Origin of the sequence: Bartonella sp. AP65SXKL (assembly GCF_042195725.1) — a bacterium.
Lineage (GTDB): Bacteria > Pseudomonadota > Alphaproteobacteria > Rhizobiales > Rhizobiaceae > Bartonella.
On the sequence record NZ_JBHIOW010000003.1, the window covers coordinates 82916 to 108226 of the forward strand.

Sequence of the window (25311 nt, forward strand, 5' to 3'; positions counted from 1 at the left end):
TTCCTTGACTTTATTTTTTTATGTTAGGAATGTGTTTTATGACTCAGCAAGAAAATGACGCACAAAAGCGCTTTTTTAATGATAATTTACAAACTGTTGATGGTGCAATTTTTGACGCAATTAGAGGGGAGTTTGAGCGTCAACAACATGAAATTGAGCTTATTGCTTCAGAGAATATTGTTTCAAGAGCGGTCCTTGAAGCGCAGGGGTCTGTTTTAACCAATAAGTATGCAGAAGGTTATCCAAGAAAGCGCTACTATGGTGGGTGTCAATTTGTTGATGTCGTTGAAGATTTAGCTATTGAAAGGGCAAAACAGCTTTTCGGTGCTGCGTTTGCGAATGTACAGCCTAATTCTGGTAGCCAAATGAATCAAGCTGTCTTTTTAGCTTTACTTCAGCCTGGTGACACATTTATGGGGTTGGATTTAAATGCTGGAGGTCACCTTACGCATGGTTCACCTGTTAATATGTCAGGAAAATGGTTTGATGTTGTTTCCTATGGTGTGCGTCAAGAAGATCAGATTATTGATATGGATGAGGTTGAGCAGCTTGCAAAAGAACGTAAGCCAAAACTTATTATAGCAGGGGGCTCATCTTATCCACGGCTATGGGATTGGGAAAGATTCCGTGAAATTGCAGATGAAATCGGTGCTCATTTACTCGTTGATATGTCTCATATTGCTGGTCTTGTTGCTGGTGGCGTGCATCCTTCACCTGTTCCACATGCGCATATTGTAACAACAACAACACATAAATCGCTTCGAGGTCCTCGAGGTGGTTTAATATTGACAAATGATGAGGCTTTATCCAGAAAAATTAATTCTGCAATTTTTCCTGGTCTTCAAGGTGGTCCTTTAATGCATGTGATTGCCGCAAAGGCTGTTGCGTTTGAGGAGGCTTTGCGTCCCTCTTTCAAGAGTTACAGTGCCAATGTTGTCGCTAATGCGAAAACTTTAGCAAAAACATTACAGGGTAATGGTTTTAATATTGTTTCTGGTGGTACAGATAATCATTTGTTGTTGGTTGATTTACGTTCCAAAAATCTAACAGGTAAACGTGCTGAATTGGCTTTGGGACGCGCTCATATTACCTGCAATAAAAATGGCATTCCTTTTGATTCTGAAACGCCATCTATAACATCGGGAATTCGTTTGGGATCACCTGCTGCCACGACGCGTGGTTTTTTAGAAAAAGAGTTTATTCAAGTTGGTCATCTGATTTCAGAAGTTCTTGATGGTCTTCGGAGTGCAAAAAGTGATGAAGATAATCATGCCGTTGAAATGGCTGTTGAGAAAAAGGTAAAAGATATAACGAATCAATTTCCTCTTTACTCTTATCTTACCACTCGTTAAGGATACAAAGGATGCGCTGTCCTTACTGCCAATATGAGGATACACAGGTCAAAGACTCACGTCCAGCAGAAGAGGGGGCAGTGATTCGCCGCCGCCGTGTGTGTTCTGTTTGTGGTGGTCGTTTTACAACTTTTGAACGTGTTCAGTTGCGTGAGCTCTTGGTTGCTAAAAAAAGTGGACGATGTGAACCCTTCGATCGTGATAAGTTAATGCGATCAGTTGATGTGGCTGTACGTAAGCGCAATATTGATCCTGATCATATTGAACGAGCAATTTCTGGCATTGTACGCCAGCTTGAAAGTTTGGGAGAACCAGAGATTTCTTCAGAAAAAATTGGGCATCTTGTGATGGAAGCATTGAAAAGAATTGATGATATTGCTTATATTCGTTTTGCTTCTGTGTATCGAGATTTTCGTAATGCAAGCGATTTTCACGATGTTATAGATGAATTGTCAAAGGGCATCGCGGATACAGAATCTCGTTTTGATGAATAAAAAAGTGCAAGATGAACGGTTTATGGCTGCAGCTATTCGTTTAGCAGAACGTCATGTCGGTCTTACAGGTGAGAATCCTTCCGTTGGTACGTTAATTGTGCGAAACGATAATGGTGCTGTGGGGGCTTTTATTGTTGGCTATGGCGTAACAGCTATTCATGGGAGTCCTCATGCGGAAGTGCAAGCTTTACACATGGCAGGTTCTTTGGCTCAAGGAGCGACTGCTTATGTTACTTTAGAACCTTGTGCGCATTATGGAAAAACTTCGCCGTGTGTGAATGCGCTTATTGATTCAGGTGTTTCTCGAGTTGTTATTGCGCTGACTGATTGTGACAAGCGTGTTGATGGTCATGGTATTGCTCTTTTGCGAGCGGCGGGTATTGAAGTGGTTGAGGGCATTTTAGCTGAAGAGGCTTTTGAATCCTTATGGACGCATTGGTGCATAAGGAAGATACAACGCTGTGCGGTCACTTTTAAAATGGCAATTTCTGCCGATAATGGTGTTGGAAAAAGAGAGAAGGGCAGCGTAAAAATTAGTGGAACACTTTCTCATGCCCATACGCATATTCTACGTGCTCAAAATAATGCTATCCTCGTTGGTATTGGTACTATATTAGCAGATGATCCACAACTCAATTGCCGCTTGCCAGGGATGGAGATGCGCTCACCAATTCGTATTATTTTGGATGCAGATTTATCTATCCCCCTTGATGCAAAAGTTGTCCAAACAGCCATAAAAATTCCTACATGGGTTATTTGTGATGTGGATATTTCAAAGAAAAGCAAAAAAAATGCATTGGAGCAATATGGTGTGTCTGTTTATTCGGTCGAGATGAACAATGGTTGTGTAGAACCCTTTGCTCTTTTACAGATGCTTTATAAACATGGGATTAATAGTGTTTTATTGGAAGGGGGCGTTAAGACAGGGGAAAAATTTTTGAATGCTGGTTGTGTTGATCATTTGATATGTTTTCATACCCCCATTGTTTTAGGCAAAAATCGTATTGAAGCCCCTCATTTTGGAAATTATCTCTCGCAGTTTCATGAGATTGAGACAAGAATGTTTGGAAATGACCGTTTTTATAAGTGGAGACGTAAGACATTATGTTCACAGGAATTATAACGGATATTGGTTGTGTTGAAGATGTTCAACCTTTAAAGCAGGGGATGCGTTTAAAGATTTCTACCCGCTATGCTATAGAAAGCTTAGCAATTGGGGCGTCAATTGCTTGTTCAGGAATTTGTCTGACAATTGTAGAGCGAGGATTAAAGCAAGAAGATTCCAATTGGTTTGTTGTCGAGGCGTGGGAAGAAACATTACGTTTAACGAATCTTGTACAATGGATAAAAGGAACTTTTGTTAATTTGGAACGTTCGCTTCGATTGGGTGATGAAATGGGAGGACATTTAGTTTCTGGTCATATTGATGGTTTGGCTGAAATCATTGATCAAAAAAATGAAGGGGATGCAATTCGCTTTTATTTAAAAGTTTCAAGACAATTTATGCCTTTCATTGTTAATAAGGGATCTATTGCACTTAATGGGACATCTTTGACTGTTAATGGTGTTGAGGATTGTGTTTTTGATGTTCTTATTATTCGCCATACACTTGAAATGACAACGTGGGGACAAGCTAAAATTGGAGATCGGGTCAATTTGGAAATTGATCAACTTGCTCGTTATGCTGCAAAACTTTTTGCTTTAAAAAGAGAAGATGAATAAACCAACACTCTATTGATCGTTTTCAGAATTTTATGCTTTATAACTTTGATTTTTTTGATTCGTTTTTTGTGGAATTCCATTATGATGAAAGAGATAGGTAAAAAGCCTCACGTATTGATTGTTGAGGCACGTTTTTATGAGGGGATTTCTGATGCACTTTTGAGAGGTGCAGTGAATACTTTGCAAAAAGCTGAAGCAAGTTATGATGTTGTAACGGTTCCTGGAGCATTAGAAATACCAAGTGCAATAGCTTTTGCTGAACAAAACAAGATATCGTATGATGGTTATGTTGCTCTTGGTTGTGTTATTCGGGGTGAAACATATCACTTTGAAATTGTTGCTAATGATTCTTGTCGTGCATTGATGGATTTAACTGTTCATCAGCACTTGGCTATTGGAAATGGTATTTTGACTGTTGAAAACGAAGAACAAGCATGGGTGCGTGCAAAACTAGATGACAAAAATAAAGGTGGTTTTGCGGCTGAAGCTGCTTTATGTATGATCGCTCTAAAAAAGAGATTTGGAGATAATCGTTAAATATGGCTGATATAAAAAGCAGACATTTTCCGCGTTCAGCCAATAAACGTGGAGCAGCAAGACTCGCTGCAGTTCAAGCACTCTATCAAATGGATATCGTGGGTTCGGGGGTGATGGAAACGGCAGCTGAGTATGAGGCTTATCGTTTGGGAAAAGATATTGATGGAGATCAATATCTTGAAGCTGATTTTCAATGGTTTTTGGCTATTATAACGGGTGTTGTAAAAGATCAAAAGCAGCTTGATCCGCTGCTTCATCAACAGCTTTCTGCAGAGTGGTCTCTTTCACGTCTTGATTCTATATTGCGAGCAATTTTACGAGCAGGTTTATGGGAGTTGATCAACCGTAAAGATGTTCCCGTTGCGGTTGTCATGAATGAGTATGTTGACATAGCAAAGGCGTTTTTTGAAGGTGATGAGCCAAAACTTGTTAATGCAGTTCTTGACAGTATGGCAAAAAAAGTTCGCCTCTAAGAGTTACAAATCCCCCCCTATTATAGATCTGATATTATCAGACCTATAATATTGAAACGGTATGCAGACTATATAATTTAGTTATGGGGTGGCAAATTCACAGGGCCTTTTATAATTTGAATTAAGAAAGGATGTTCTTTCGTTACAGTTGGCGTTGTTTGTGTAATAAAATCAAACACTTGACCGTCTTGTAATCCGTAATTTGCAACTTTTGCAACCTGATTATTTTTATTGAAGTAAATGGCTAAAACTTTGCGATCAATAATCTTTGTTTTCATAAACTGCATCCCACGATAACGTGTCTGTGAGATGTAATAAAAAACTTCATTATCATATTTTGTTTTTAATGAAGGGGTCCCTAAAGTTAAAAGAACTTGCTCTTGACTTGAGCCAATAGAGATAGAACTTAGAGCATTTTTATCAAGAACATAGCCCTCTCTATAAATTTGGCTCGAACCTGAAGAATCAAGAAGGCTACACCCAGCAAGCATTCCTATGCTTGCTATTGATAGACCAATCAATAATTTACGTTTGATTAAGGCTATTATGTGAGGCATTTGAAACAATGGTATCTCCTTTTTATACTGAGATGTAGGACAAGAAGGCAACCTCAAGTTTTTTCTAATTTTAACTTAATCTACCGTAGCTTACACTGAGTTTCCCTGTTATAAAGCAAATTATGCCATATAGAATTTCTTTAGAAAAGAAAAAAATGCATAAATACTTGAGATAAATAAAAACATAGTGCTTTACGCGTTTTTATGTTTGGGAGTTGTCAATGAATGTTCAAAATGTTCCTCAAATGACATTTGCTTTGGCTTATCCAATATCTGTACGTTCTCTACCTGCTAAAGGTATAAGGGTTCATTTTTGTGCAAACAAAAAAGAATGTACACATTTAGCCCAGAACCATGATTTAATTGAAGTAAAATCTTGTGAGGGAAAATTCCATATTTTCCCGTGGAAAAAACGCGGAGTGCGTATAAAAGGTCTGTTGCAAGCGCGTATACTACAGTTATGTGTTGTTACATTAGAACCATTAGAAAATATCCTTTGTGAAAATATTGAGGTTGTTTTTGTTCCTGAAGATTCAAATTTGATGAAGCCCCAAATATCAGAGGATACAGGGGAATTGTTTTTAGATGTGGAGGGGCTTGATACTCCTGAAGTGTTTTATGATGATAAAATTGATATTGGCGCAATCATGGAAGAGTTTTTTGAGTTGTCTATTAATCATTATCCACGTAAAGAAGGGATAAAGATGAATATGGTTGAAAATTTAGAAGAAGCAGAGCGAAAATTCTCTCCATTTTCTGTTTTGAAAAATTGGAAGTGATTGTAAAAACATACAAAAAATATCTATTGTATGCTAAACGGTATTTTCTGCGGAGCGATTTTCGCAAGATGTGCTGTGTGAGTATTCAGGAGCTAAAAATCATAATATGTATTTAAAGATGTAAATGAAAAGATGTGGGATATGCAAGCGTGATTAGAATTTCTGTGGATGTCATGGGCGGTGATTACGGTCCAGAAGCAGCTATTGCAGGAGCAGCAATTGTACAAAAATATTTATCAAATATTTATTTTCTATTTTATGGAGTAGAGGAGGCTGTTCGTCCGGTTTTAAAAAAATATCCCTGTTTGGATTCTGTATCGCGCTTTTGCCCTACAGAAAGTTATACACGCATGGATGAAAAGCCAAGCCAAGCACTTCGTAATGGACGTGGTAAATCATCAATGTGGTACGCCATTGAAGCGGTAAAAAATGGTGAAGCTGATGCTTGCATTTCCGCTGGTAATACGGGTGCACTCATGGCCATGTCTTATTTTTGTTTGAAAATGCTTGCAGAGGCTGAACGTCCTGGTATTGCGGGTATCTGGCCAACACTGCGCAGTGAGAGTATTGTTTTAGATATTGGAGCAACAATTGGTGCCTCTGCTAGTCAGTTGGTTGATTTGGCGGTTATGGGAGCAGGTATGTTTCGCGCTTTATATCACACTGAAAGACCAAGTGTTGGACTTTTAAATGTGGGGGTGGAAGAGGTTAAAGGACTTTATGAAATAAAAAAAGCAGGAATGATATTGCGTGAAGTGCAATTAGAAGGATTGGAATATAAAGGATTTGTTGAGGGCAATGACATTGGAAAAGGAACAGTCGATGTTGTTGTGACAGAGGGGTTTTCTGGTAATATTGCTTTAAAAACCGCAGAAGGAACCGCGCGACAGATAGGAGAGATTTTAAACTCTGCAATGCGCAGTTCTTTTTTAACATCTCTTGGTTATTTTTTATCACGGGGTGCTTTTCGTATACTGAAACATAAAATGGATCCTGATAGGGTGAATGGAGGAGTTCTTTTAGGTTTGAATGGTGTTGTTATAAAAAGTCATGGCAGTGCTAATGCTAATGGCTTTGCTTCTGCTATCCGCGTTGGTTATAAAATGGTTAATAATGGACTTTTACAAAAAATAACGGCTGATTTACGGCGATTTCATGAAAATAAAGCAACACTTTTTGACCAAGAAGATGAAGCGGTGATGAATGGAGAGTCCTTATGATAAGCTCTTATAATAGAAATAAAAAATTTGAAGAAAAGGTAAGAGCTGAATGATTCGGTCAATTATACGTGGTGTAGGAAGTGCTTTGCCGAAAAGAAGTTTATCAAATGATGAGATTGCAAAGTTTGTTGAAACGTCAGATTCATGGATTGTTCAGCGTACAGGAATACGCCAACGTTATATTGCCAGTGAAAATGAAACAACTGTTTCTTTAGGAGTTGAGGCTGCGCAAGCAGCACTTACAAATGCTGGTTTAACAATAAAAGACATCGATTGTATTATTTTAGCAACGTCCACCCCGAATCGTACTTTTCCTGCTTCTGCTGTTGAAATTCAGCATGCTTTGGGAATGAGCCATGGATTTGCTTTTGATATTCAAGCTGTTTGCTCTGGTTTTATTTTTGCTTTAACAACAGGAGATTCTTATTTACGGTGTGGGGGAGCTAAAAGAATTTTAGTTATTGGATCCGATACATTTTCTCGAATTTTAGATTGGGAAGATCGTACGACATGTGTATTGTTTGGTGATGGTGCTGGTGCTGTTATTTTGGAAGCACTAGAAACTGAGGGGGGTATTGCTTTTGAGCGTGGTATATTGTCTGCGAAATTGCGTTCTAATGGTGCTTATATAGATAAGCTATATGTTGATGGTGGACCTTCAACAACACAAACGACAGGCTATTTGCGTATGGAAGGACGAGAAGTTTTTAAATATGCTGTTGGTATGATAACGGATGTGGTTGATGATTGTTTTGCAGCTGCAGGTATGGATTCTTCACAACTAGATTGGTTTGTACCTCATCAGGCTAATAAGCGCATTATTGAAGCATCTGCTAAAAAGCTGGGAATTTCACTAGATAAAGTTGTGATTACCGTTGATCAACATGGTAATACGTCTGCTGCATCAGTTCCGTTGGCTTTAACAACAGCTGTTTGCGATGGAAAAATAAAAGAAGGAGATCTTATCATGTTAGAAGCCATGGGAGGTGGATTTACATGGGGAGCAATTCTTATTCGTTGGTAAATTATGGCTACTTGACCATATTTCAAGAAAACGTATAAGTCATTTTGTAATTTTTAATATTTTAATAGGTGGTTATAATGACAAGTAAGACAGTAACGCGTGCAGATTTAGCGAGCGTAGTTTGTAAAAGAGTGGGCTTGTCACATACTGAATCAGCAGCTTTAGTCGAATTGGTTTTGGATGAGATTTGCAACTCACTTGTAAGAGGTGAAGCGGTTAAATTATCTTCTTTTGCAACTTTTCAGGTTCGCAGTAAAAATGAACGTGTTGGACGCAATCCAAAAACAGGTGTTGAAGCACCGATTCCGCCGCGACGTGTTGTGACGTTTAAGGCTGCCAATGTCCTTAAACAGAGAATTTTAGATTCGCATCGTGCAAAACAGAAAAAATGATATCTCATAAATAAATGCCATGGTATGTTTGGTATTTGTTAAAGAAATGTATAAAATAAGGGTCTTTATTTTTTAGAAAAAGACTGGTGAGTAAGGTATCAATGATGGTCTTATTTTTGACTAATCTTGTTGAGAAATTGAGACAGAATGAGTCATTGTGAAGTAATTTATTTTGTTTTAAATAAGGTGTTACAAAATGGATAAAAGCTCTGATGCTTTTCGCACAATTAGCGAAGTAGCGGAGTTATTGGAGCTTCCGCAGCATGTCTTAAGATTTTGGGAAACACGTTTTAGGCAGATTAAACCAATGAAACGTGGGGGAGGAAGGCGCTATTATCGTCCGGTCGATGTTGATTTGCTCAATGGTATTAAGCAGTTACTATATGATCAGGGTTATACGATAAAAGGTGTGCAACGCCTTTTGAAAGAAAATGGTGTTGCTTTTGTGACTGCATTGGGTAATGGTGATCTTGATGCTATGAATGTGGTCATAGAGAAGAAACATGCAGGACAAACTTCTGAAAATGCTAGCAATAAGCCTAAGAAATCTTCTTTTGGGCTTTTGAGTTTCATGAGGAATGAGGGAGAAACATCTGTCGGTTCTGTGAATCTTTACAAAGATAAAACTGATAAAGCATTGTTACAAGAAATTCTGTTTGAACTCATTGAATGTAAGCGTGTTCTTGATAGAGCACGATAATAATATTTTTTTATTTTATATGTGTTTCGTAGATATTTAGATGTTTTATGGATGTGCCCAGAAGTTTATACGTTCAACGAGTAGTCATATATCGTATGTGTATATTTAACGAGTTTTTTATAAGAGTTTTTCATTTGGTAAAACATGAAGAAGAGAAAGAATAAACGCTGAGTTTTGCCATTTTTTTTGATTTGGCTTTATAAAAATTAAGGCAATATCTCATCAGTGTAGATTGCGGGATGTAGAATGCCATTAGCTTACCAATTCATGTGCTTGTTTTAAAGAGATGTTTCTTAAGGCTTCTTAATCTTATTTTACCATAATGCCTCGTGAATGATTAATGGTAAACTCGTTGAGTACCGCTATTTTTATACTTATGAAGGTTCAAGTCGGCATCATCATTATAATTATAGCCTGTTCTCAATAACTGCAACAATTCTTAGCACTTTAGGCGGTTCATTGTAGGCATTTTAAAAGTCCTTTCTCAATAATTTTTATCCACACACTCATTCCGCTTGTTTCGTGCAAGCAAATGATTTTGATAGATTCAACATAAACATATTAAAAATAAGAGAAGCCTATGATATTCGAAACCTTATTTAATATGAATAACGATATATTATCATTATAAATCAATATCTTGTCATTTTTATAAGGGCTTATCTTACGAATAAGAAATATCATTGTTCAGCTAATTTTACATATTTTTTATTAATAAATATAATCTTGTTTTCAGTTTTCTTGCTTGATGTTGCTATAATTATTGTAATGATCTATCCATGATAATAGCAGCATCTTTTCATTATAAAGGTAAAAGATTAATGTTATTATTAATATTCAATTGTCTATGATTTTTGCAATTTAAACAGCTCATAGCTTACATTCAACTTTTTCACCAATCTACCTTGTAGAGGAAGAGCACGTTATTCTTTCTGATGATAGGTCATTGTGCATGAAACAAAAACACACTACAATATCAAATTATTTCATTTTGTACAAAAACTGAAGATTTATAGTAAAAAATTAACGTATTACCATCTTCTGTGGTATTATGCATTTATTACACGTTGCAAATCTGGAGGTGTTGCTTCATTTGAGAGTTGTTTAATCACATCTTCTACAGATAAAAGGGTTTGATTTGTACTTCCTAAGCGGCGCATATTTACGCTGTTTGTTTCAGCTTCACGTTTGCCACATACCAAAATTACGGGGACTTTTTGTAAAGAATGTTCTCGTATTTTATAGTTAATTTTTTCATTGCGGAGATCTATTGTTGCGGAAAGCCCAACAGCTTTAAGTTTTGCTGTTATTTTTTGGGCATATTCATTTGCTTCGGATGTAATTGTTGCAACAACAATTTGTTCAGGAGCAAGCCAAAGTGGCATATGTCCAGCAAAATTTTCAATTAATATACCAAGAAAACGCTCCATTGATCCAAAAATAGCACGGTGGATCATAACAGGTTGACGTTTTTCTGAATCTTTATCAATATAGAATGCACCAAAACGTTCAGGGAGATTAAAGTCTATTTGTGTTGTTCCACATTGCCATTCACGACCGATAGCATCCTTTAATGTATATTCAAATTTTGGACCATAAAATGCTCCTTCACCTGGAAGGATGCTTGTTTTGATTTGTCCTGCAAATTTTGTTTCAATCGTTTTAAGGACGGATTCCATGATACTTTCTGCATGATCCCATAATGCATCAGATCCAACTCGTTTTTCTGGACGGGTTGAAAGCTTAAGACTAATTTCTTTAAAACCAAAATCGGCATAAGTTGATAAAATAAGATCATTAATACTGAGACATTCATCGGCTAATTGTTCATCAGTACAAAAAATATGCGCATCATCTTGTGTAAAACCACGCACACGCATAAGACCATGTAAAGAGCCTGAAGGCTCATAACGATGAACAAGTCCAAATTCAGCAAGTCTAATAGGCAAATCACGATAAGATTTTAAACCATGTTTAAAAATTTGCACATGACCAGGGCAGTTCATTGGTTTAAGGGCATAAACATTCCCATGATCTGAATCTTCTTCTGCTGAAATTACTTTGAACATATTCTCCTTATACCAACCCCAATGGCCAGATATTTCCCAGAGTGACCTATCGAGAACTTGTGGTGCATTAACTTCAGCATATTGATGATCATCAAGGCGTCTACGCATATAGCTGATCAAATTTTGGAACATTTTCCAACCTTTTTTGTGCCAAAAAATCATTCCTGGCCCTTCTTCTTGAAAGTGAAATAAGTCCATTTCACGTCCCAAGCGGCGATGATCACGTTTTTCAGCTTCTTCTAGCATATGGAGGTAGGCTTTTAAGTCATTTTCATTTGCAAATGCTGTTCCATAAATTCTCGTGAGCATTGGATTATTGGCATCGCCACGCCAATAAGCTCCTGCAACTTTCATTAATTTGAAAGCATTCCCAATTTGCCCTGTAGATTGCATGTGCGGTCCGCGACAAAGATCAAACCACTCCCCTTGATAATAGATTTTTAAATCTTGATTTTCAGGAATGCTATCAATAAGTTCAACTTTATAAAATTCCTTTTTCTCAGAAAAAACTTTTCTTGCTTTTTCACGAGACCAAATTTCTTTTCTAAAAGGTTTATTGCGTTGGATAATTTCACGCATTTTCTTTTCAATGACGGTGAGATCATCTAATGTGAAAGGTTGTTGGCGTGCAAAATCATAATAGAATCCGTTCTCAATGACAGGACCTATTGTTACTTGCGTTTCAGGAAAGAGCTCTTGCACTGCTTCAGCAAGGACATGGGCGCAATCATGCCTTATGAGCTCAAGAGCGCGTGAATCTTCTCGGGTAATAATCTCTACTTGACCAGATTGTCCCAATGGATCCGATAAGTCTCGCGTGATACTATCAAGACTATAGGCGACTGCTTTTTTTGCAAGTGATTTAGAAATAGATTCTGCTAATTCCAAGCCTGTCATTTCGGCGGGGTAATTACGTTTTGAACCATCGGGAAAAAAAAGAGAAATAGAGCAAGACATAAAAACACCCTTTTAATCCAATTCCGCTAACGATTGCGGATGGTTTCGTGAAAATTGAGTAAAAAGCTTATAGACTAATTTTTTATCAATACATGTGAAAAAAGAAAAGGATTATTTGTTGTGTTTGTCAGAAATTTTCCAGTAACGCCAAGGTTTATAAAAACAGCAAGAATTTCCAAGCGATGGAGGGACTGGATCAAAGCCATCTGTTCCAAAGGGCCCACAACGCATGATACGAAAGAGTCCCATCCATGCACCAGCCCAAAGCCCATGGCGTGCAATCGCTTCATATGTATATTCTGAACAAGTCGGGGCATGGCGACATTGATTGCCTATAAGACTCGAAAGTGTTATTTGATAGAACCGTATTAAGAAAATACCCAATAATCGTCCGGGTGTTTTTTGCCAAGTGCCTGTGTAATTCCGAGTCAACTTTTTTTGTCTAGATTGTGATTTGAACATTTATTTTTCTTCAATTTTTTGAATGCAGTCTATCGTTGCATCAAAGGGTAGTAGTGTTGCTGCATGGCGCACTTTATAGTCTTTAATGGGCTGTAAGCAAGAAAAATCCTCAAATGGAGCTTGAGGAGAAGGACCATTTTGCGTTAGCATTTGGTAGATAACTTCACGCAATATTTTAAGATCTTGAGTTGTTTGTCCGATGATATGAGATGCTAAAAGTGAAGCTGAAGCTTGCCCTAGCACACATGCATGTATTTCGTGAGCAAAATCGGTAATAATACTATTTTCCACTTTTAAATCTACAGTGATTGTCGAACCACAAAGGTGTGCATGTTTTCTTGATGTTGCATCAGGATTATTAAGACGCCCAATTTTGCCTATATGTGCAGCATATTTAAGTATTTTATCATTATAGATAGTATCAATCATGCGCTATTGCCTGAAATTTTGAAAGTCGTGATTGTTTAAACTTTTAATTCGCTTATATAGAGATTATACAAAATGAGATAGGTATGGAGCAAATGCTTTGTATAGAGTAAGCTTGGAGTTTTTGAATGCGTAATGTTGTTAAAGAAGACGCAAATTTATCTGAAAAAAAGCGTCCGAGTATTGAAAAGGTGGAAGAAGCGATTCGTACATTACTCTTATGGATAGGGGAAAATCCAAATAGAGAAGGGCTTTTAGATACTCCAAAACGTATAGCCAAGGCATATCGCGAGCTTTTTAATGGTTATAGTCAATCGGTTAAAGAAACCTTAGGTACAGTTTTTGAAGAGGTTTCAGGATACAATGAAGCCGTAATCGTAAAGAATATACCTTTTTATTCACACTGTGAGCATCACATGATCCCAATTATTGGGAAAGCACATATAGCATATCTTCCTAATGCAAAAATTGTTGGTCTTTCAAAAATTGTACGTGTTGTAGATATTTTTTCTCGTCGTTTACAAACTCAAGAAGCTATGACAGCGCAAGTGGCTCACGCGTTAAAAACGTATCTGAAGCCTCATGGTGTAGCAGTATTGATTGAGGCTGAGCACATGTGTATGGCTATGAGAGGAATCCAAAAACAGGGCTCTACAACAATTACAAAAAACTTTCATGGTTATTATGAAAAAGATCAAGCGGCACAAGCACATTTTATGATGATGGTTCAAAGGTCATAGTAAAGCCCATATTTCTCGTAATCTCTATTAAATTATAAAGCATCCGGATAAAATAAATTATGAGAAAAAGAAAATTGGCTTGTACCTTTCTTTATGATTTGTTAAAGGCTAAAAACCAAGATTTTTTCTTTCCACGTGCGGTCGTGGCGGAATTGGTAGACGCGCAGCGTTGAGGTCGCTGTGGGGCAACCCGTGGAAGTTCGAGTCTTCTCGACCGCACCAGTTCGCAGTGAGTCTCTCCATAATGAGATGAAGTTATGTTAGAGAGAGGGGATTTATAGGCATTATAGAAAAATCTTTTTGTATGTTATTTGTTGGTGTGGTGCCAATAATGTTTCGTTTTTTATTACTTTATCTATGCATTTGAAATGTTATATTTTTATAAGGTGGGGTGAAGTTGCAGTGAGAAGTATAATGATTCTGAGATATTTAACACTTCTTATTTGTATTTCTTTATTATCAGCGTGTAGTGATTCACGTGCTGTACTTTGGCATGGGGTGCATGCAACACCTTCTATGACTGCCGTAGAAAGGGAAGTTGAAGGGAAACCAGTTTCTCCAAAAGCCATCGTTCCAGTGTATGTTGCAACGAGTCGTATGATGCAAAATAATTACGCTCAACCTTATGGTGCAGAGCGATCAAATAAAGTTCATTATAATCGCGTTGACGTAGGAATTCCTCAGCAACATGTAAAGGGAGTTGTTGAAATAAATGCCTATAAACCTACGCATGATAAGTATTTTGCAGCAGTAGCATTGCAAAAATACGATAATAAAGAACAGTTTAAACAGCAATTAAATGCTGCTTTAGCAAAAAAGCCAAAAGGAAAAAGAGAAATTTTTCTTTTTATCCATGGGTATAATAATAATTTTGCAGATGGTACATTTCGTACAGCACAGTTTACACACGATTATTCTTTAAATGTTGTCGCTGTGCATTATTCTTGGCCTTCGGCCGGATCAGTTCCTCTTTATATTTATGATCGTGACAGTGCTAATTTTGCCCGTGACGGATTGATAGAGCTTTTAACACTTATTAGTGAAACCAATGCTGATCAAATTTCGGTTATTGCACATTCTATGGGCAATTTTGTTATAATGGAAGCATTTAGAACGTTAGCGTTACAGGGAAAATATAAGCCTATTCGTCGTATTACAAGTTTATTAATGGCTGCACCAGATATTGATGTTGATGTATTTGAGCGCCAACTTAATGATATAAAAAAACTTCCGCAGCCAACCGCTATTTTAGTATCCAGAGCGGATAAAGCTCTTGCGGTTTCAGGACGTCTTACGGGTGGACATCATCGTGTGGGCGATGGCTCAGATATTGAAATGTTGCGTAAAAATGGAATAGCTGTTCTTGATTTTTCTCATGTGGATGGGGGAGCACACAATGTCTTTGCATCTTCGCCAACGTTGATGGCTCTTTCTCGAGAAGGTTCTTTGGCTTCCACAATTATGCAAGGTACAGAATTGTCACCTAGTCAAGCCCTTCTTGCTGATGGTAGTAGTGTGTTGGAAAAAACAACACATCTTATCCTTTATACACCTGTACGTTTTCTCTCTCCACGGATTCCACGTTGATCGTGAAAAGAGAGAAGGGGCTCCATCGAATAATGTATTGGAGGTAATATTTTTTAGCACTTTCTTTAGAATGGTCTTGTAAAATGAAAAATAAATAGCGGGATGAATGTAAAAAACAGTCATTAGGTGAGTTTGTGATGATTGCACGGAAACGCTATGTTAATACGCCTACAGTTGTTGATTATTTGTCTCATTCCGCAATTAAGTTATTAGACATTCATGCTATGCTTGTGAAGGTGAGAAAAGGTGATATGGGGGAAAAACCAAATTTATTGCGTCAAATTGATTCTACAAAAAAACAGTTAGATGAGATAAGCCATGCTCTTATTTTAGAATATCGTAAACGCCAAGAAAATGAGCGTTTTTTAAAACAAATTCTGCTATCCATTTCTGATCAACTTTTTGCACTTAATAATGGTTTTAAGGAAACAGGACGTCTTTTTTTTCAAGAAGTTAGAATACTTCAATCTCAGATGCAATGTTTATATGAGGGAAAGGAGAGGCTGCATTTGTTGAATAGCCAAGAATCTTTTTGTTCTCCGTCAAAGATTGATGAAGTCATTAAACAGTTACAAAAAGCACGAGAAAAGCTTATTCTTGAAAGCCCACATCTCTTTGAAAAAAGCACAAAAGCTAAACAATAAAAGTTCTTTAGTTGAGCAGATAGATAATTTGAATTTTACAGCAAAAACGCTGTTAAATAGAAGGCTATAACCTTTTTAAAGCAAATTCTTTTCTTTAATAAATGAAACACATGCCTTATATCTTTGCTAAAGTTAAGGCTGATGAATTAGGTGGCTTTATTGAAAAAAATGTTTGTGGAAAGAATTTTACAAAAAACTTTCTGATTCTTTTAATAATAGTCCGCCGGATAATTTTACCAATGTTATGAAGTTATTAGTATATTCATTAGAAACTTAAACTTTGGTAGAAATTAGCTGAATTTAAAGCATTAAAAAGAAGTTTGATAAAAATAACATGTTTTGTAAATTCACGTTCACCTCTACCTTCTCTTGAATTTAAAAACACTCGGAAAATGAATAAGCTACACGTAATTAAAAAAACATATGGTGCCCCCAGAGAGACTCGAACTCCCGACCCCCTGATTACAAATCAGGTGCTCTACCAACTGAGCTATAAGGGCGTAACCATGTAGGAGTTAGCACAAACTAACAAAAAGGAAAACAGAAAATTATTAAATTTTATGTATATTAAAAGAAAACTATGTAAAAAATAACCAATTTATTTCCTTTTTCCACTTTTTACAGCAAGGTTGGAACTATCCTTATGTTGATATCTTATAGAATCTTTTATAAGAATGCACCGTTTTGCTATCGAATTACGAATCTGAAGACTTTGATTGATGAGCAAGGTAATTTTCTAGCCAGTGAATATTATAATTACCATCAGCAACATCTTGATTATTAATAAGATCGCGAAAAAGAGGTAGTGTAGTTTTTATCCCATCGACGACAAATTCATCTAAAGCACGCCGTAAACGCATCATACACTCTAAACGGGTACGTCCATGAACAATCAGCTTTCCAATCATGCTATCATAGTAAGGAGGAATGCGATAACCTGAATAAGCGCCTGAATCAACACGAATCCCTAAACCTCCAGGTGTATGAAAATGTGTAATGGTTCCAGGTGATGGCGTAAAGTTAATAGGATCTTCTGCATTAATACGGCATTCAATGGCATGACCAGAAAAACAGACTTCATCTTGTGTCACTGAAAGTTTACAGCCTGATGCAATATGGATTTGTTCGTGGACTAAATCTATACCTGTAATTGCTTCAGTTACAGGATGCTCGACTTGTAAACGTGTATTCATTTCAATAAAATAAAATTCGCCATTTTCATAAAGAAATTCAATAGTACCAGCTCCACGATATCCAAGTTGGGCACAGGCATTTGCAACAATATTTCCAATTTTTTTCCGTTCAGTTTCATTAAGTGCAGGTGACGTAGCTTCTTCCCATACTTTTTGATGCCGTCGTTGAAGTGAACAATCGCGTTCTCCTAAATGAATAGCATTTCCCGCACCATCACCTATGACTTGAATTTCAATATGACGGGGTTTTTCTAAATATTTTTCTATGTAAACAGCGTCATCACCAAAAGCAGCTTTCGCTTCTGAACGCGTTGTTTTGAGAGCTATAGAAAATTCTTGTTCAGAATGAACGACTTTCATACCACGTCCGCCACCACCGGCAGAAGCTTTTATAATAACTGGATAACCAATTTCACGAGCAGTGCGTAAAGCATCTGATTCTTCAGTGACTGCTCCATCTGAACCTGGAACTACAGGAATACCAAGTTTTTTGGCGGTTTTCTTTGCTTCGATTTTATCGCCCATGATGCGGATATGAGTAGCTGTTGGACCGATGAATGTAATATCATGGGCTTCTAGAACATCTGCAAATTTTGCATTTTCAGAAAGAAAGCCATAACCTGGATGAACAGCATCCGCTCCTGTAATTTCACAAGCAGCAATAATTTGCTGAATACTCAAATAAGAATCACGAGCGGGAGGAGGGCCAATACAAACACTTTCGTCAGCAAGACGAACATGCATTGCATCTGCATCAGCGGTAGAGTGAACAGCCACGGTTTTTATGCCAAGTTCTTTACATGCACGTAAAACGCGAAGAGCAATTTCTCCTCGATTAGCAATGAGGATTTTTCGAATCATGGTTGCCCCTCGCTTTATTCAACAATAATAAGTGGTTCACCAAATTCAACAGGTTGACCATCTTTGACAAGAACAGTGGTTACCGTACCGGAGCGCGGTGATGAAATTTGATTCATTGTTTTCATGGCTTCAATAATAAGTAATGTCTCCCCTTCAGAAACATTTTGTCCTACTTCTACAAAAGGTTGTGCGCCTGGTGAGGGTGCAAGATAAGCTGTTCCAACCATTGGGGAGGTTATTGTGTTTTTTGATTTATCTTCTTGGATAGATTGTATAGGAGATTCAGCTGTTGGAACTGGAGAAGATGTTACAGAAAAAGTAGGAGTAGAAACAGGGGCATAGATTGCTTGCTCAGAAGAAGTTAAGGTATTTTGGCGTGAGACACAAATACGAAGCTCCCCTTGTTCAACTTCAATGTTCGTTAAATTTGTATCATTCAAAATTTCAGCAAGATCACGAATAATTTTCGTATCAATTGCGGTTTTTGCCGAATCCATTTTTTTTGTTGCCATTTTATTTCTAACTCCTTGATCAATGAAGATCGTCATTATCTCATTTTATGACCGAATATCTCTAGATTAGGGATGACATCTTTTGAGGCTTTAAAGATTTTTATTTCCTTTAAATCATTATACTTTGCAATTTAAAACTTGTATCTGCTTTACGTAAAATTGCACTTATAAGCCTGTTATCAAAAAAGAGAAAGCATAAAATTACCTCATTTACAGTATTCTTCCTAAAACGGATCAGGTATTCACTGTGTATTATCTATCGCTTGTTTTAGAATATCTTGTCTGGCTGCGCCGATGAATATTTTATCACCAATGATGTAAGAAGGTGTTCCCGTAATATGAAGTGCAGAGGCAATTTGAATGTTTTTTTTAAAAGCGTTTTGCAGAGTGGGATCTTTTATTGCATTATGTAGTTTTTTTTCATCTGCTCCTAATGAAACAGCTACTTTAATAGCTTTAGCTTCATTTGCACGACCCTGATACATTAAAAGCGTTTTGTGAAACTGAGGATATTTCTCTGGAAATTGTTTTCGAAATGCGTAGGCAACAGTATGGGCTGCCATAGAATCAGAGCTTAAAATTGGTAAGTCCTTGATAATAACCTTTAAATCTGGATATTCTTTTATCAAGTCTTCTATATTTGAATAGGAAATTTTACAATAACCACAGTTGTAATCAAAAAAATTGACAAGCACTCTTTTACCATTTGGGTTTCCCAAAACAGCGTCATGAGGAGAATGAAAAATCTCTTTTTCTAATGAATGAATGACAGAAGTTTGTTTTTGGTTTTCGTATTCATTCTGTTTTTCCAGCTTATCTTGAAGAATAAGCTGCATTTCAATCATAATTTCTGGATGAGTAAGAAGATACTCTCTGACGATTTGTTGAATATGATGAGAATCAGTATGTGGTATCATTTTTTCTTTAAGCTTAGATAAAAAGCTAGAATCTTCCAAAAGTTGTGATTTAAGCTTTTCTAAGCTTAAATCATTTGCTGTTTTTGAGTGTGATGTTGCGTTTGATAAAGAAGGTAAAAAGATTAAAATACTCGACATAACTATGACTAAAATTTTTGAAAAAAGTGTTATTTTCGAGTTTTGAGAGTGATAATTCATTTGTATACCTTCACATTTTTTAGGGTGTCATTGAGTGAACTATATGAAAAGCGCTATCTATGTGCAATGAAGCATTTAGTTATAGTGTATCTTTAAGAATGAGAAAAAACATCAATTTTTCTCTAAAAAGATTTCATATGATAAACCTTGGCTTGGTAAGGATTATGTTTTGTAAAAGATAAAAAAAATCTCTTTAATTTGTCAAATGTTGTTTTGATGTATAAGGGTATCAAAAGCTTTTTGTGCGTGTTTATTTTAGGAAAAAGTACGTTGATAATACAATGAAGAACATTTGTATTATTTTTTCCTGTTGCTTTATTGAGTACTGAGAAACAAAATTAAATAATGAAAAGTGAAATTATGAAAACCACAACACATTATGATCTGTTTATCATTGGAGGAGGGATAAACGGCTGTGGATTGGCAAGAGATGCAGCAGGACGCGGATTTAAAGTGGGATTGGCTGAAATGAACGATCTTGCATCTGGGACCTCAAGTGCGTCAACAAAGCTTATTCATGGTGGGCTTCGTTATCTTGAACACTATGAGTTCAAACTTGTTCGTGAAGCATTGAAAGAACGCGAGATTATTTTACGTATGGCTCCACATATTGTGCGTCCTTTGCGTTTTCTCCTTCCTTATCATAAAGAATTGCGCCCTGCTTGGATGTTGCGTTTTGGACTTTTTATTTATGATTATTTAGGGAATTGGAATCAGAAATTGTGGCGCAGTAAAACGATTAATTTTTCACAAAAATTTTGCTCTACACTGAAGAAAGAATATCAGAGAGGTTTTGAATATTCTGATGCAAGAGTAGATGATGCGCGTTTAGTTATTGGCAATGCTCGTGATGCAGAAAAGTGGGGAGCTGATATAAAAGTACGAACAGAAGTTCTCTCTTTAAAAAAAGAAGACAATAAATGGCGTATCTTTCTTCAAGACAAGTTAAGTAGCAAAGAATATAGTGTCACAGCTTCTTATGTCGCGAATATGACAGGTCCTTGGATTGATCATGTTTTAGCAAGCATATTAGATTGTAAAGAACATTCACCAGTACGGCTTGTTAGAGGTTCTCATATTTTGGTTCCCAAGCTTTATACTCATGATCGTGCTTATATTTTTCAAAATGGTGATGGGCGTATTATATTTGCTATTCCGTATCAAGAAGAGTTTACCTTACTTGGAACAACAGATTGTAATTATCAAGGAGATCCGGCTGACGTTCATATTACTGATACAGAAATTGATTATATTTGTGCAGCAGCCAGTGAATATTTCATACAACCAGTGTTGCCTGAAACGATTGTCTGGTCTTACTCGGGAGTTCGTCCACTCTATGATGATGGAGCTTCAAAAGCACAAGAAATTACGCGCGATTATGTTTTAAAAGAAATGGGAACAGGAACGACACCAAAGATACTTAATCTTTATGGTGGAAAGATTACAACTTATCGTAAGTTGGCTGAAGATGCGATGAAATTTGTTGAAAAAGAGCTTGGTAAAAAGAGAGCATCATGGACGGCTAAGGCAGTACTTCCAGGGGGTGATTTTCCCTATAACAAATTAGATACAATCGAAAATAGGATTGCTCTTTTGATGCCAGATTTAGATGCTTTTACACATCGCAGGCTTGCACGCTCCTACGGTACGGAAGCATTGGTGATCTTTGCACATGGTAAGGCAAATAAAGGAAAAAATTTTGGACATGGGCTTTATGAAGTAGAAGTAAAATGGTTGATGGAAAAAGAATGGGCTAAAGTATGTGAAGATGTGTTATGGCGTCGTTCAAAACTGGGTCTCCTATTTAATGAACAAGAGGTTGATACTCTTTCTTCCTATATGCAAAGCCAACAAGAGATTGAACAACTTTTATGATCATTTTATTTTACAGATTTTATCTGCAATATTGTAAAATATTTTCCTTAAAGAGATACTGATATCAGTCATAGATATTAAAAAGGCAATGGCTGTCTATACCCTGATTTTAGTTTTTTTTGCAAGAATCACAAAATGGCAAAATTAGATAGAATATTTAGGATGAAATTTGTCTATCTTATAAAGTGAAATTCAAGAATGTTACCAAGAATAACTCATTGAAAAAAATGATTTATAATTAGATTCATGTGAAATAAGGATTTTTATTCTTTCTTTAGGAGAAGATAAAGATACTTTCTGTAGCATTTATTTGCACAATAAGTTAAAAAAATCTAAAGAAAATTAAATCTATTATAAAAAATTGTATAATGTGTTAGTTTAGCATTTATTATCTTAAATGCTGTGCTAAATCATGTAAGGATGGAGGCTTGATGAGCGTAAGAAGAACTTGTAAATGAGTTTTTTATATTATGGTGAAAATCTTCTTTTTTCATGTTTATATACCTAAACACTAATCTATGAGAAATGCGATATTGTGTTTTATCATGATTGATTGTAGTAAACCTTGATATCAATTGAAAATAATGAACTGTTATTATACTCATGATAGTATAAGAGAATAAAATTTTCCGTAAACTAAAAGTAAGTATTTTTCTATGTATAAAGAGAGAGCTATAGGGACGTGAGAGTAATACCCTCATGATATTTTACAACCTTCCATCGCCTATAAAATTTGCAGTAGCACCAATGTTGGACTGGACAGACCGACATTGCAGGTTTTTTTATCGTCTTTTAACGAAAAAAGCTCTCCTTTATACGGAAATGATGGTAGCAGATGCTGTCATTCATGGTGTTCGCGAACAATTGTTGGCTTTTAGCGATAAAGAACGTCCAGTTGCATTACAACTAGGGGGGGCTGATCCGAGAAAGTTAGCAGAAGCTGCACGAATTGCTGAGGATTTTGGCTACAACGAAATAAATCTTAATGTCGGGTGCCCATCAAATCGTGTTCAAGCAGGTGTCTTTGGGGCTTGTTTGATGCTACATCCAGACATTGTGGCAAATGCCGTGGAAGCGATGAAACGAGAGGTTACTATACCTGTAACTGTCAAATGTCGGATTGGAGTGGACGAACAAGATGAAGAGTTAGCGTTAGATCTTTTGGCTAATCAGGTTTGGAATGCTGGATGTGATGCGCTCTGGATACATGCACGCAAGGCATGGCTGCAAGGATTGAGTCCGAAAGAAAACCGTAATATTCCGCCCCTTAATTATGAAAGAGTTTACAAATTAAAACGTAAATATCCTCATAAATTCATTGGGATAAATGGTGGAATTAAATCGATTGATGAGATCAAAGAACACTTAACTTTCTGTGATGCTGTCATGGTTGGTCGCCAAGTTTATCATAATCCAGCTTTGTTAAAACATATTGATTTTGAACTCTATGGTGAGACGCAAAATAATCTGAGTGAGAGTGATCTTATTGAGGTTATGTGTGATTATACAGCTCGACATATTGCATCGGGGGGGCGGCTTTCTCATGTGACACGTCACATGATTGGTTTATTTCATGGGCGGGGTGGGGCACGTCGATGGAGGCAAATATTATCAAATGATGCGACAAAACCAAATGCAGATATATGTATTTTAAAAGAAGCTTTTTATGCTCTCATTTAATAATAGCCTAATAATTAACATATATTAAAGTTGAGATCCTTTGCGTTTGGATGTCTTTGCGATAATTTTGATCTCTTCAATTTTATAAGTTTTTGAAAGTTTATAACTTTTATTATACATAAGAATTGTTGGAATGTATATATTAAACGGCATGCTGATTATGCCTATTAAATAAAAAATAGGTTAAGGGTATCACTGTAAAGGTAATCATAAGATATTAATAACATTTTGAATCTTGCACGTTTGTTATTAGGGTTGAAAATAGAATGTAGAAATTATTGCTTTCATAGTATTTAACATTTTTAAAGCACTGTTAAAAAAACAATAAATTATTCATATCCTGTATATATGACGGGATTTTCATAAACATTGTAGATTTTAAAAGGTATCCTTATGACCGCTAGTCCATTTGATGATTTTCGTGCTTTGCTTACAAATTTACCTGTTGCTGATGAGTTTTCTATAATTTTGGCAAAAAAACGGCAAAAAGACTTAACAAAAGAGCAAGGAACATTAGGAAAACTAGGAGATATTGCTGTTTGGTATGCGGGGTGGAGGGGTACAGAAAAACCTATCGTAACGAGACCTTTGGTCGCTATTTTTTCTGGAAATCATGGTATTGTAGAGGAGAATATTACACCATTTCCACAATCTATGACACAAAAAATGGTAGAAAATTTTGCCTCTGGTGGAGCTGCTATCAATCAAATTTGTATTGCTTATGATCTTGGATTAAAAATATTTGATTTAGCATTAGAATATCCAACAATGAATATTACGAAGGATGCCGCAATGGATGAGCGGAGTGCGGCTGCTACAATGGCATTTGGAATGGAATCCATTGCGGGTGGAACAGATCTTTTATGTATTGGAGAAATGGGAATTGGAAACACAGCAATAGCTTCAGCTTTATGCTTAGCATTGTTTGGAGGGGAAGTGGAAGAATGGACAGGAAATGCTATGGAATCAGAAGGTGATTTTTATCAGCGTAAAATTGCAGCGGTTAAGACAGCTATTTCTTTGCACAAGGATTATTTCAATGATCCTTTTGAGATAATGCGTCGCTTAGGAGGACGTGAGATTGCTGCTATGGTTGGTGCTATTTTAGCAGCAAGAATAGAAAAAATACCCGTTATTTTAGATGGTTTTGTGGCAACAGTAGCTGCAGCGGTTCTTTATAAAATGCATCCAAAAGCTCTTGATCATACCCTTGTTGGACATGTTTCTTCTGAGACAGCTCATCGTAAACTTTTAAAAAAAATTGGCAAAGAACCACTTCTAGATTTGGGGATGCGTCTTGGTGAAGGGACAGGAGCAGCTATGGCAGCTGGTATCGTCAAAGCCGCTGTTTTAACACATGCACAAATGGCAGTTTTGGAATAAGAAAGTTTGAATGCCTAAAAGATCATGAGACGGATATAAAAATCTTAAGAGTTTTGTTCATGCGTCTTGTCGTGTAATTTAATATAATTAAGTGGAAGTTCCGTTGTATATTTAATCTGTTCCATTGCGAAAGAAGATGAGACATCACGGATATCAATTTTAGAAATTAATTTTTTATAAAAAAGATCATAAGCTTCAATGTTGGGCACAACAACACGCAATAAATAGTCAATATCTCCACTCATTCGATAAAATTCAATGACTTCACGGAATTCTTGCACAATTTTTGAAAAACGCTTAAACCATTCATGACTATGTGTATTTGTGCGAATAGACACAAAAACAGTGACGTGTGCGTTTACTTTTTCTGGAGAAAGAACAGCAACACGACGCTGAATGACGCCATCTTCTTCAAGTTTTTGAATTCTACGCCAGCAAGGAGTGGTCGAAAGTCCCACTTTTTTAGCAATATCAGCAACAGAAAGTGTCGCATTTTCTTGCAAAAGATGTAAAATTTTTCGGTCAAGACGATCCATATTTTTTCTCAATATTTTAAT

Annotated in this window: 25 protein-coding genes and 2 tRNA genes; 18 read left to right on the forward strand and 9 right to left on the reverse strand. The window is 36.5% G+C overall.

Annotated features, from left to right (window positions below; all coding sequences use genetic code 11):
* Positions 1 to 38: 38 nt before the first annotated feature.
* The 6 genes from glyA (at position 39) to nusB (ending at position 4578) form a co-directional block, all read left to right on the forward strand.
* On the forward strand, positions 39 to 1352 hold the full coding sequence (gene glyA, locus ACFIMP_RS02760; protein WP_375611569.1) for a serine hydroxymethyltransferase: 1314 nt from the start codon (positions 39 to 41) through the stop codon (positions 1350 to 1352).
* Positions 1353 to 1363: 11 nt separating this feature from the next.
* Positions 1364 to 1846, forward strand: coding sequence for a transcriptional regulator NrdR (gene nrdR, locus ACFIMP_RS02765; protein WP_375611570.1), 483 nt, complete (start codon positions 1364 to 1366; stop codon positions 1844 to 1846).
* Positions 1839 to 2969, forward strand: a complete 1131-nt coding sequence (gene ribD, locus ACFIMP_RS02770) for a bifunctional diaminohydroxyphosphoribosylaminopyrimidine deaminase/5-amino-6-(5-phosphoribosylamino)uracil reductase RibD (protein WP_375611590.1) — start codon at positions 1839 to 1841, stop codon at positions 2967 to 2969. Before nrdR ends, ribD begins: the two co-directional genes overlap by 8 nt.
* Positions 2951 to 3568, forward strand: coding sequence for a riboflavin synthase (locus ACFIMP_RS02775; protein WP_375685967.1), 618 nt, complete (start codon positions 2951 to 2953; stop codon positions 3566 to 3568). Before ribD ends, ACFIMP_RS02775 begins: the two co-directional genes overlap by 19 nt.
* Before the next feature lie 81 nt (positions 3569 to 3649).
* A complete protein-coding gene (locus ACFIMP_RS02780; protein WP_375611572.1) occupies positions 3650 to 4105 on the forward strand; it encodes a 6,7-dimethyl-8-ribityllumazine synthase in 456 nt (151 codons plus the stop codon).
* A 2-nt stretch (positions 4106 to 4107) separates the two neighbouring features.
* Positions 4108 to 4578 (forward strand): transcription antitermination factor NusB, encoded by a 471-nt coding sequence (gene nusB / locus ACFIMP_RS02785; RefSeq protein WP_015856452.1) that lies wholly within the window; start codon positions 4108 to 4110, stop codon positions 4576 to 4578.
* Between the two features lie 77 nt (positions 4579 to 4655).
* Here the strand turns inward: nusB and ACFIMP_RS02790 are convergent, their stop codons facing one another.
* Positions 4656 to 5135, reverse strand: a complete 480-nt coding sequence (locus tag ACFIMP_RS02790) for an outer membrane protein assembly factor BamE (RefSeq protein ID WP_375611591.1) — start codon at positions 5133 to 5135, stop codon at positions 4656 to 4658.
* Between the two features lie 221 nt (positions 5136 to 5356).
* Between ACFIMP_RS02790 and ACFIMP_RS02795 the strand changes: the two genes are divergently transcribed.
* The 5 genes from ACFIMP_RS02795 to ACFIMP_RS02815 all read left to right on the forward strand — a co-directional run bounded on the left by ACFIMP_RS02795 (position 5357) and on the right by ACFIMP_RS02815 (position 9250).
* Complete coding sequence (locus tag ACFIMP_RS02795; RefSeq protein ID WP_375611573.1) at positions 5357 to 5914, forward strand: YceD family protein; 558 nt, start codon at positions 5357 to 5359, stop codon at positions 5912 to 5914.
* A 149-nt stretch (positions 5915 to 6063) separates the two neighbouring features.
* A complete protein-coding gene (gene plsX, locus ACFIMP_RS02800; RefSeq protein WP_375613059.1) occupies positions 6064 to 7134 on the forward strand; it encodes a phosphate acyltransferase PlsX in 1071 nt (356 codons plus the stop codon).
* Between the two features lie 49 nt (positions 7135 to 7183).
* Positions 7184 to 8158 (forward strand): beta-ketoacyl-ACP synthase III, encoded by a 975-nt coding sequence (locus ACFIMP_RS02805; protein WP_375613058.1) that lies wholly within the window; start codon positions 7184 to 7186, stop codon positions 8156 to 8158.
* Between the two features lie 77 nt (positions 8159 to 8235).
* Complete coding sequence (locus ACFIMP_RS02810; protein ID WP_273791377.1) at positions 8236 to 8550, forward strand: integration host factor subunit alpha; 315 nt, start codon at positions 8236 to 8238, stop codon at positions 8548 to 8550.
* Between the two features lie 196 nt (positions 8551 to 8746).
* Positions 8747 to 9250 carry a MerR family transcriptional regulator gene (locus ACFIMP_RS02815; protein WP_375607116.1) on the forward strand — a complete coding sequence of 168 codons (504 nt, stop codon included), beginning with the start codon at positions 8747 to 8749 and terminating at the stop codon, positions 9248 to 9250.
* A 1049-nt stretch (positions 9251 to 10299) separates the two neighbouring features.
* On the opposite strand, the gene thrS is transcribed toward ACFIMP_RS02815, so the two are convergent.
* The 3 genes from thrS to ACFIMP_RS02830 all read right to left on the reverse strand — a co-directional run bounded on the left by thrS (position 10300) and on the right by ACFIMP_RS02830 (position 13167).
* A complete protein-coding gene (gene thrS, locus ACFIMP_RS02820) occupies positions 10300 to 12276 on the reverse strand; it encodes a threonine--tRNA ligase (protein WP_375613056.1) in 1977 nt (658 codons plus the stop codon).
* A 111-nt stretch (positions 12277 to 12387) separates the two neighbouring features.
* Positions 12388 to 12738, reverse strand: a complete 351-nt coding sequence (gene yidD / locus ACFIMP_RS02825; protein ID WP_375607118.1) for a membrane protein insertion efficiency factor YidD — start codon at positions 12736 to 12738, stop codon at positions 12388 to 12390.
* Positions 12739 to 13167: an iron-sulfur cluster assembly scaffold protein gene (locus ACFIMP_RS02830; protein ID WP_375611578.1), complete on the reverse strand. Its 429-nt coding sequence runs from the start codon at positions 13165 to 13167 to the stop codon at positions 12739 to 12741.
* A gap of 125 nt (positions 13168 to 13292) precedes the next feature.
* On the opposite strand from ACFIMP_RS02830, the gene folE reads away from it, so the two are divergent.
* From folE to ACFIMP_RS02850, 4 genes are all read left to right on the forward strand, one after another.
* Positions 13293 to 13904: a GTP cyclohydrolase I FolE gene (gene folE / locus ACFIMP_RS02835; protein WP_375613055.1), complete on the forward strand. Its 612-nt coding sequence runs from the start codon at positions 13293 to 13295 to the stop codon at positions 13902 to 13904.
* Between the two features lie 137 nt (positions 13905 to 14041).
* Positions 14042 to 14126: transfer RNA gene (locus tag ACFIMP_RS02840), tRNA-Leu, on the forward strand.
* A 192-nt stretch (positions 14127 to 14318) separates the two neighbouring features.
* Positions 14319 to 15491, forward strand: coding sequence for an alpha/beta hydrolase (locus ACFIMP_RS02845; RefSeq protein ID WP_375613054.1), 1173 nt, complete (start codon positions 14319 to 14321; stop codon positions 15489 to 15491).
* 137 nt (positions 15492 to 15628) lie between these two features.
* Complete coding sequence (locus ACFIMP_RS02850; RefSeq protein ID WP_015856440.1) at positions 15629 to 16135, forward strand: hypothetical protein; 507 nt, start codon at positions 15629 to 15631, stop codon at positions 16133 to 16135.
* Between the two features lie 424 nt (positions 16136 to 16559).
* Here ACFIMP_RS02850 and ACFIMP_RS02855 read toward each other — a convergent pair.
* The 4 genes from ACFIMP_RS02855 to ACFIMP_RS02870 all read right to left on the reverse strand — a co-directional run bounded on the left by ACFIMP_RS02855 (position 16560) and on the right by ACFIMP_RS02870 (position 19816).
* Positions 16560 to 16635: transfer RNA gene (locus ACFIMP_RS02855), tRNA-Thr, on the reverse strand.
* Between the two features lie 195 nt (positions 16636 to 16830).
* Entirely contained in the window at positions 16831 to 18189 is a 1359-nt protein-coding gene (gene accC / locus ACFIMP_RS02860; protein ID WP_375613402.1) for an acetyl-CoA carboxylase biotin carboxylase subunit, read from the reverse strand.
* Positions 18190 to 18203: 14 nt separating this feature from the next.
* Entirely contained in the window at positions 18204 to 18701 is a 498-nt protein-coding gene (gene accB, locus ACFIMP_RS02865; RefSeq protein ID WP_375613403.1) for an acetyl-CoA carboxylase biotin carboxyl carrier protein, read from the reverse strand.
* 242 nt (positions 18702 to 18943) lie between these two features.
* Positions 18944 to 19816 (reverse strand): DsbA family protein, encoded by an 873-nt coding sequence (locus ACFIMP_RS02870; protein ID WP_375668375.1) that lies wholly within the window; start codon positions 19814 to 19816, stop codon positions 18944 to 18946.
* A gap of 345 nt (positions 19817 to 20161) precedes the next feature.
* Between ACFIMP_RS02870 and glpD the strand changes: the two genes are divergently transcribed.
* From glpD to cobT, 3 genes are all read left to right on the forward strand, one after another.
* Complete coding sequence (gene glpD / locus ACFIMP_RS02875) at positions 20162 to 21691, forward strand: glycerol-3-phosphate dehydrogenase (protein ID WP_375628154.1); 1530 nt, start codon at positions 20162 to 20164, stop codon at positions 21689 to 21691.
* A 699-nt stretch (positions 21692 to 22390) separates the two neighbouring features.
* The gene (gene dusA / locus ACFIMP_RS02880) at positions 22391 to 23371 is read left to right on the forward strand and encodes a tRNA dihydrouridine(20/20a) synthase DusA (protein WP_375613406.1); all 981 of its coding nucleotides are present in this window, start codon (positions 22391 to 22393) and stop codon (positions 23369 to 23371) included.
* A gap of 393 nt (positions 23372 to 23764) precedes the next feature.
* Positions 23765 to 24754: a nicotinate-nucleotide--dimethylbenzimidazole phosphoribosyltransferase gene (gene cobT, locus ACFIMP_RS02885; protein ID WP_375613407.1), complete on the forward strand. Its 990-nt coding sequence runs from the start codon at positions 23765 to 23767 to the stop codon at positions 24752 to 24754.
* A gap of 44 nt (positions 24755 to 24798) precedes the next feature.
* Here the strand turns inward: cobT and ACFIMP_RS02890 are convergent, their stop codons facing one another.
* On the reverse strand, positions 24799 to 25290 hold the full coding sequence (locus ACFIMP_RS02890) for an Lrp/AsnC family transcriptional regulator (RefSeq protein WP_015856433.1): 492 nt from the start codon (positions 25288 to 25290) through the stop codon (positions 24799 to 24801).
* Positions 25291 to 25311 lie beyond the last annotated feature (21 nt).

Excerpts from the sequence above, each read along its gene's own strand:
- glyA (WP_375611569.1), top strand. The coding sequence starts at position 39 with ATGACTCAGCAAGAAAATGACGCACAAAAGCGCTTTTTTAATGATAAT.
- nrdR (WP_375611570.1), top strand. The coding sequence starts at position 1,364 with ATGCGCTGTCCTTACTGCCAATATGAGGATACACAGGTCAAAGACTCA.
- ribD (WP_375611590.1), top strand. The coding sequence starts at position 1,839 with ATGAATAAAAAAGTGCAAGATGAACGGTTTATGGCTGCAGCTATTCGT.
- ACFIMP_RS02775 (WP_375685967.1), top strand. The coding sequence starts at position 2,951 with ATGTTCACAGGAATTATAACGGATATTGGTTGTGTTGAAGATGTTCAA.
- ACFIMP_RS02780 (WP_375611572.1), top strand. The coding sequence starts at position 3,650 with ATGATGAAAGAGATAGGTAAAAAGCCTCACGTATTGATTGTTGAGGCA.
- nusB (WP_015856452.1), top strand. The coding sequence starts at position 4,108 with ATGGCTGATATAAAAAGCAGACATTTTCCGCGTTCAGCCAATAAACGT.
- ACFIMP_RS02790 (WP_375611591.1), bottom strand. The coding sequence starts at position 5,135 with ATGCCTCACATAATAGCCTTAATCAAACGTAAATTATTGATTGGTCTA.
- ACFIMP_RS02795 (WP_375611573.1), top strand. The coding sequence starts at position 5,357 with ATGAATGTTCAAAATGTTCCTCAAATGACATTTGCTTTGGCTTATCCA.
- ACFIMP_RS02805 (WP_375613058.1), top strand. The coding sequence starts at position 7,184 with ATGATTCGGTCAATTATACGTGGTGTAGGAAGTGCTTTGCCGAAAAGA.
- ACFIMP_RS02810 (WP_273791377.1), top strand. The coding sequence starts at position 8,236 with ATGACAAGTAAGACAGTAACGCGTGCAGATTTAGCGAGCGTAGTTTGT.
- ACFIMP_RS02815 (WP_375607116.1), top strand. The coding sequence starts at position 8,747 with ATGGATAAAAGCTCTGATGCTTTTCGCACAATTAGCGAAGTAGCGGAG.
- thrS (WP_375613056.1), bottom strand. The coding sequence starts at position 12,276 with ATGTCTTGCTCTATTTCTCTTTTTTTTCCCGATGGTTCAAAACGTAAT.
- yidD (WP_375607118.1), bottom strand. The coding sequence starts at position 12,738 with ATGTTCAAATCACAATCTAGACAAAAAAAGTTGACTCGGAATTACACA.
- ACFIMP_RS02830 (WP_375611578.1), bottom strand. The coding sequence starts at position 13,167 with ATGATTGATACTATCTATAATGATAAAATACTTAAATATGCTGCACAT.
- folE (WP_375613055.1), top strand. The coding sequence starts at position 13,293 with ATGCGTAATGTTGTTAAAGAAGACGCAAATTTATCTGAAAAAAAGCGT.
- ACFIMP_RS02845 (WP_375613054.1), top strand. The coding sequence starts at position 14,319 with ATGATTCTGAGATATTTAACACTTCTTATTTGTATTTCTTTATTATCA.
- ACFIMP_RS02850 (WP_015856440.1), top strand. The coding sequence starts at position 15,629 with ATGATTGCACGGAAACGCTATGTTAATACGCCTACAGTTGTTGATTAT.
- accC (WP_375613402.1), bottom strand. The coding sequence starts at position 18,189 with ATGATTCGAAAAATCCTCATTGCTAATCGAGGAGAAATTGCTCTTCGC.
- accB (WP_375613403.1), bottom strand. The coding sequence starts at position 18,701 with ATGGCAACAAAAAAAATGGATTCGGCAAAAACCGCAATTGATACGAAA.
- ACFIMP_RS02870 (WP_375668375.1), bottom strand. The coding sequence starts at position 19,816 with ATGAATTATCACTCTCAAAACTCGAAAATAACACTTTTTTCAAAAATT.
- glpD (WP_375628154.1), top strand. The coding sequence starts at position 20,162 with ATGAAAAGTGAAATTATGAAAACCACAACACATTATGATCTGTTTATC.
- dusA (WP_375613406.1), top strand. The coding sequence starts at position 22,391 with ATGATATTTTACAACCTTCCATCGCCTATAAAATTTGCAGTAGCACCA.
- cobT (WP_375613407.1), top strand. The coding sequence starts at position 23,765 with ATGACCGCTAGTCCATTTGATGATTTTCGTGCTTTGCTTACAAATTTA.
- ACFIMP_RS02890 (WP_015856433.1), bottom strand. The coding sequence starts at position 25,290 with ATGGATCGTCTTGACCGAAAAATTTTACATCTTTTGCAAGAAAATGCG.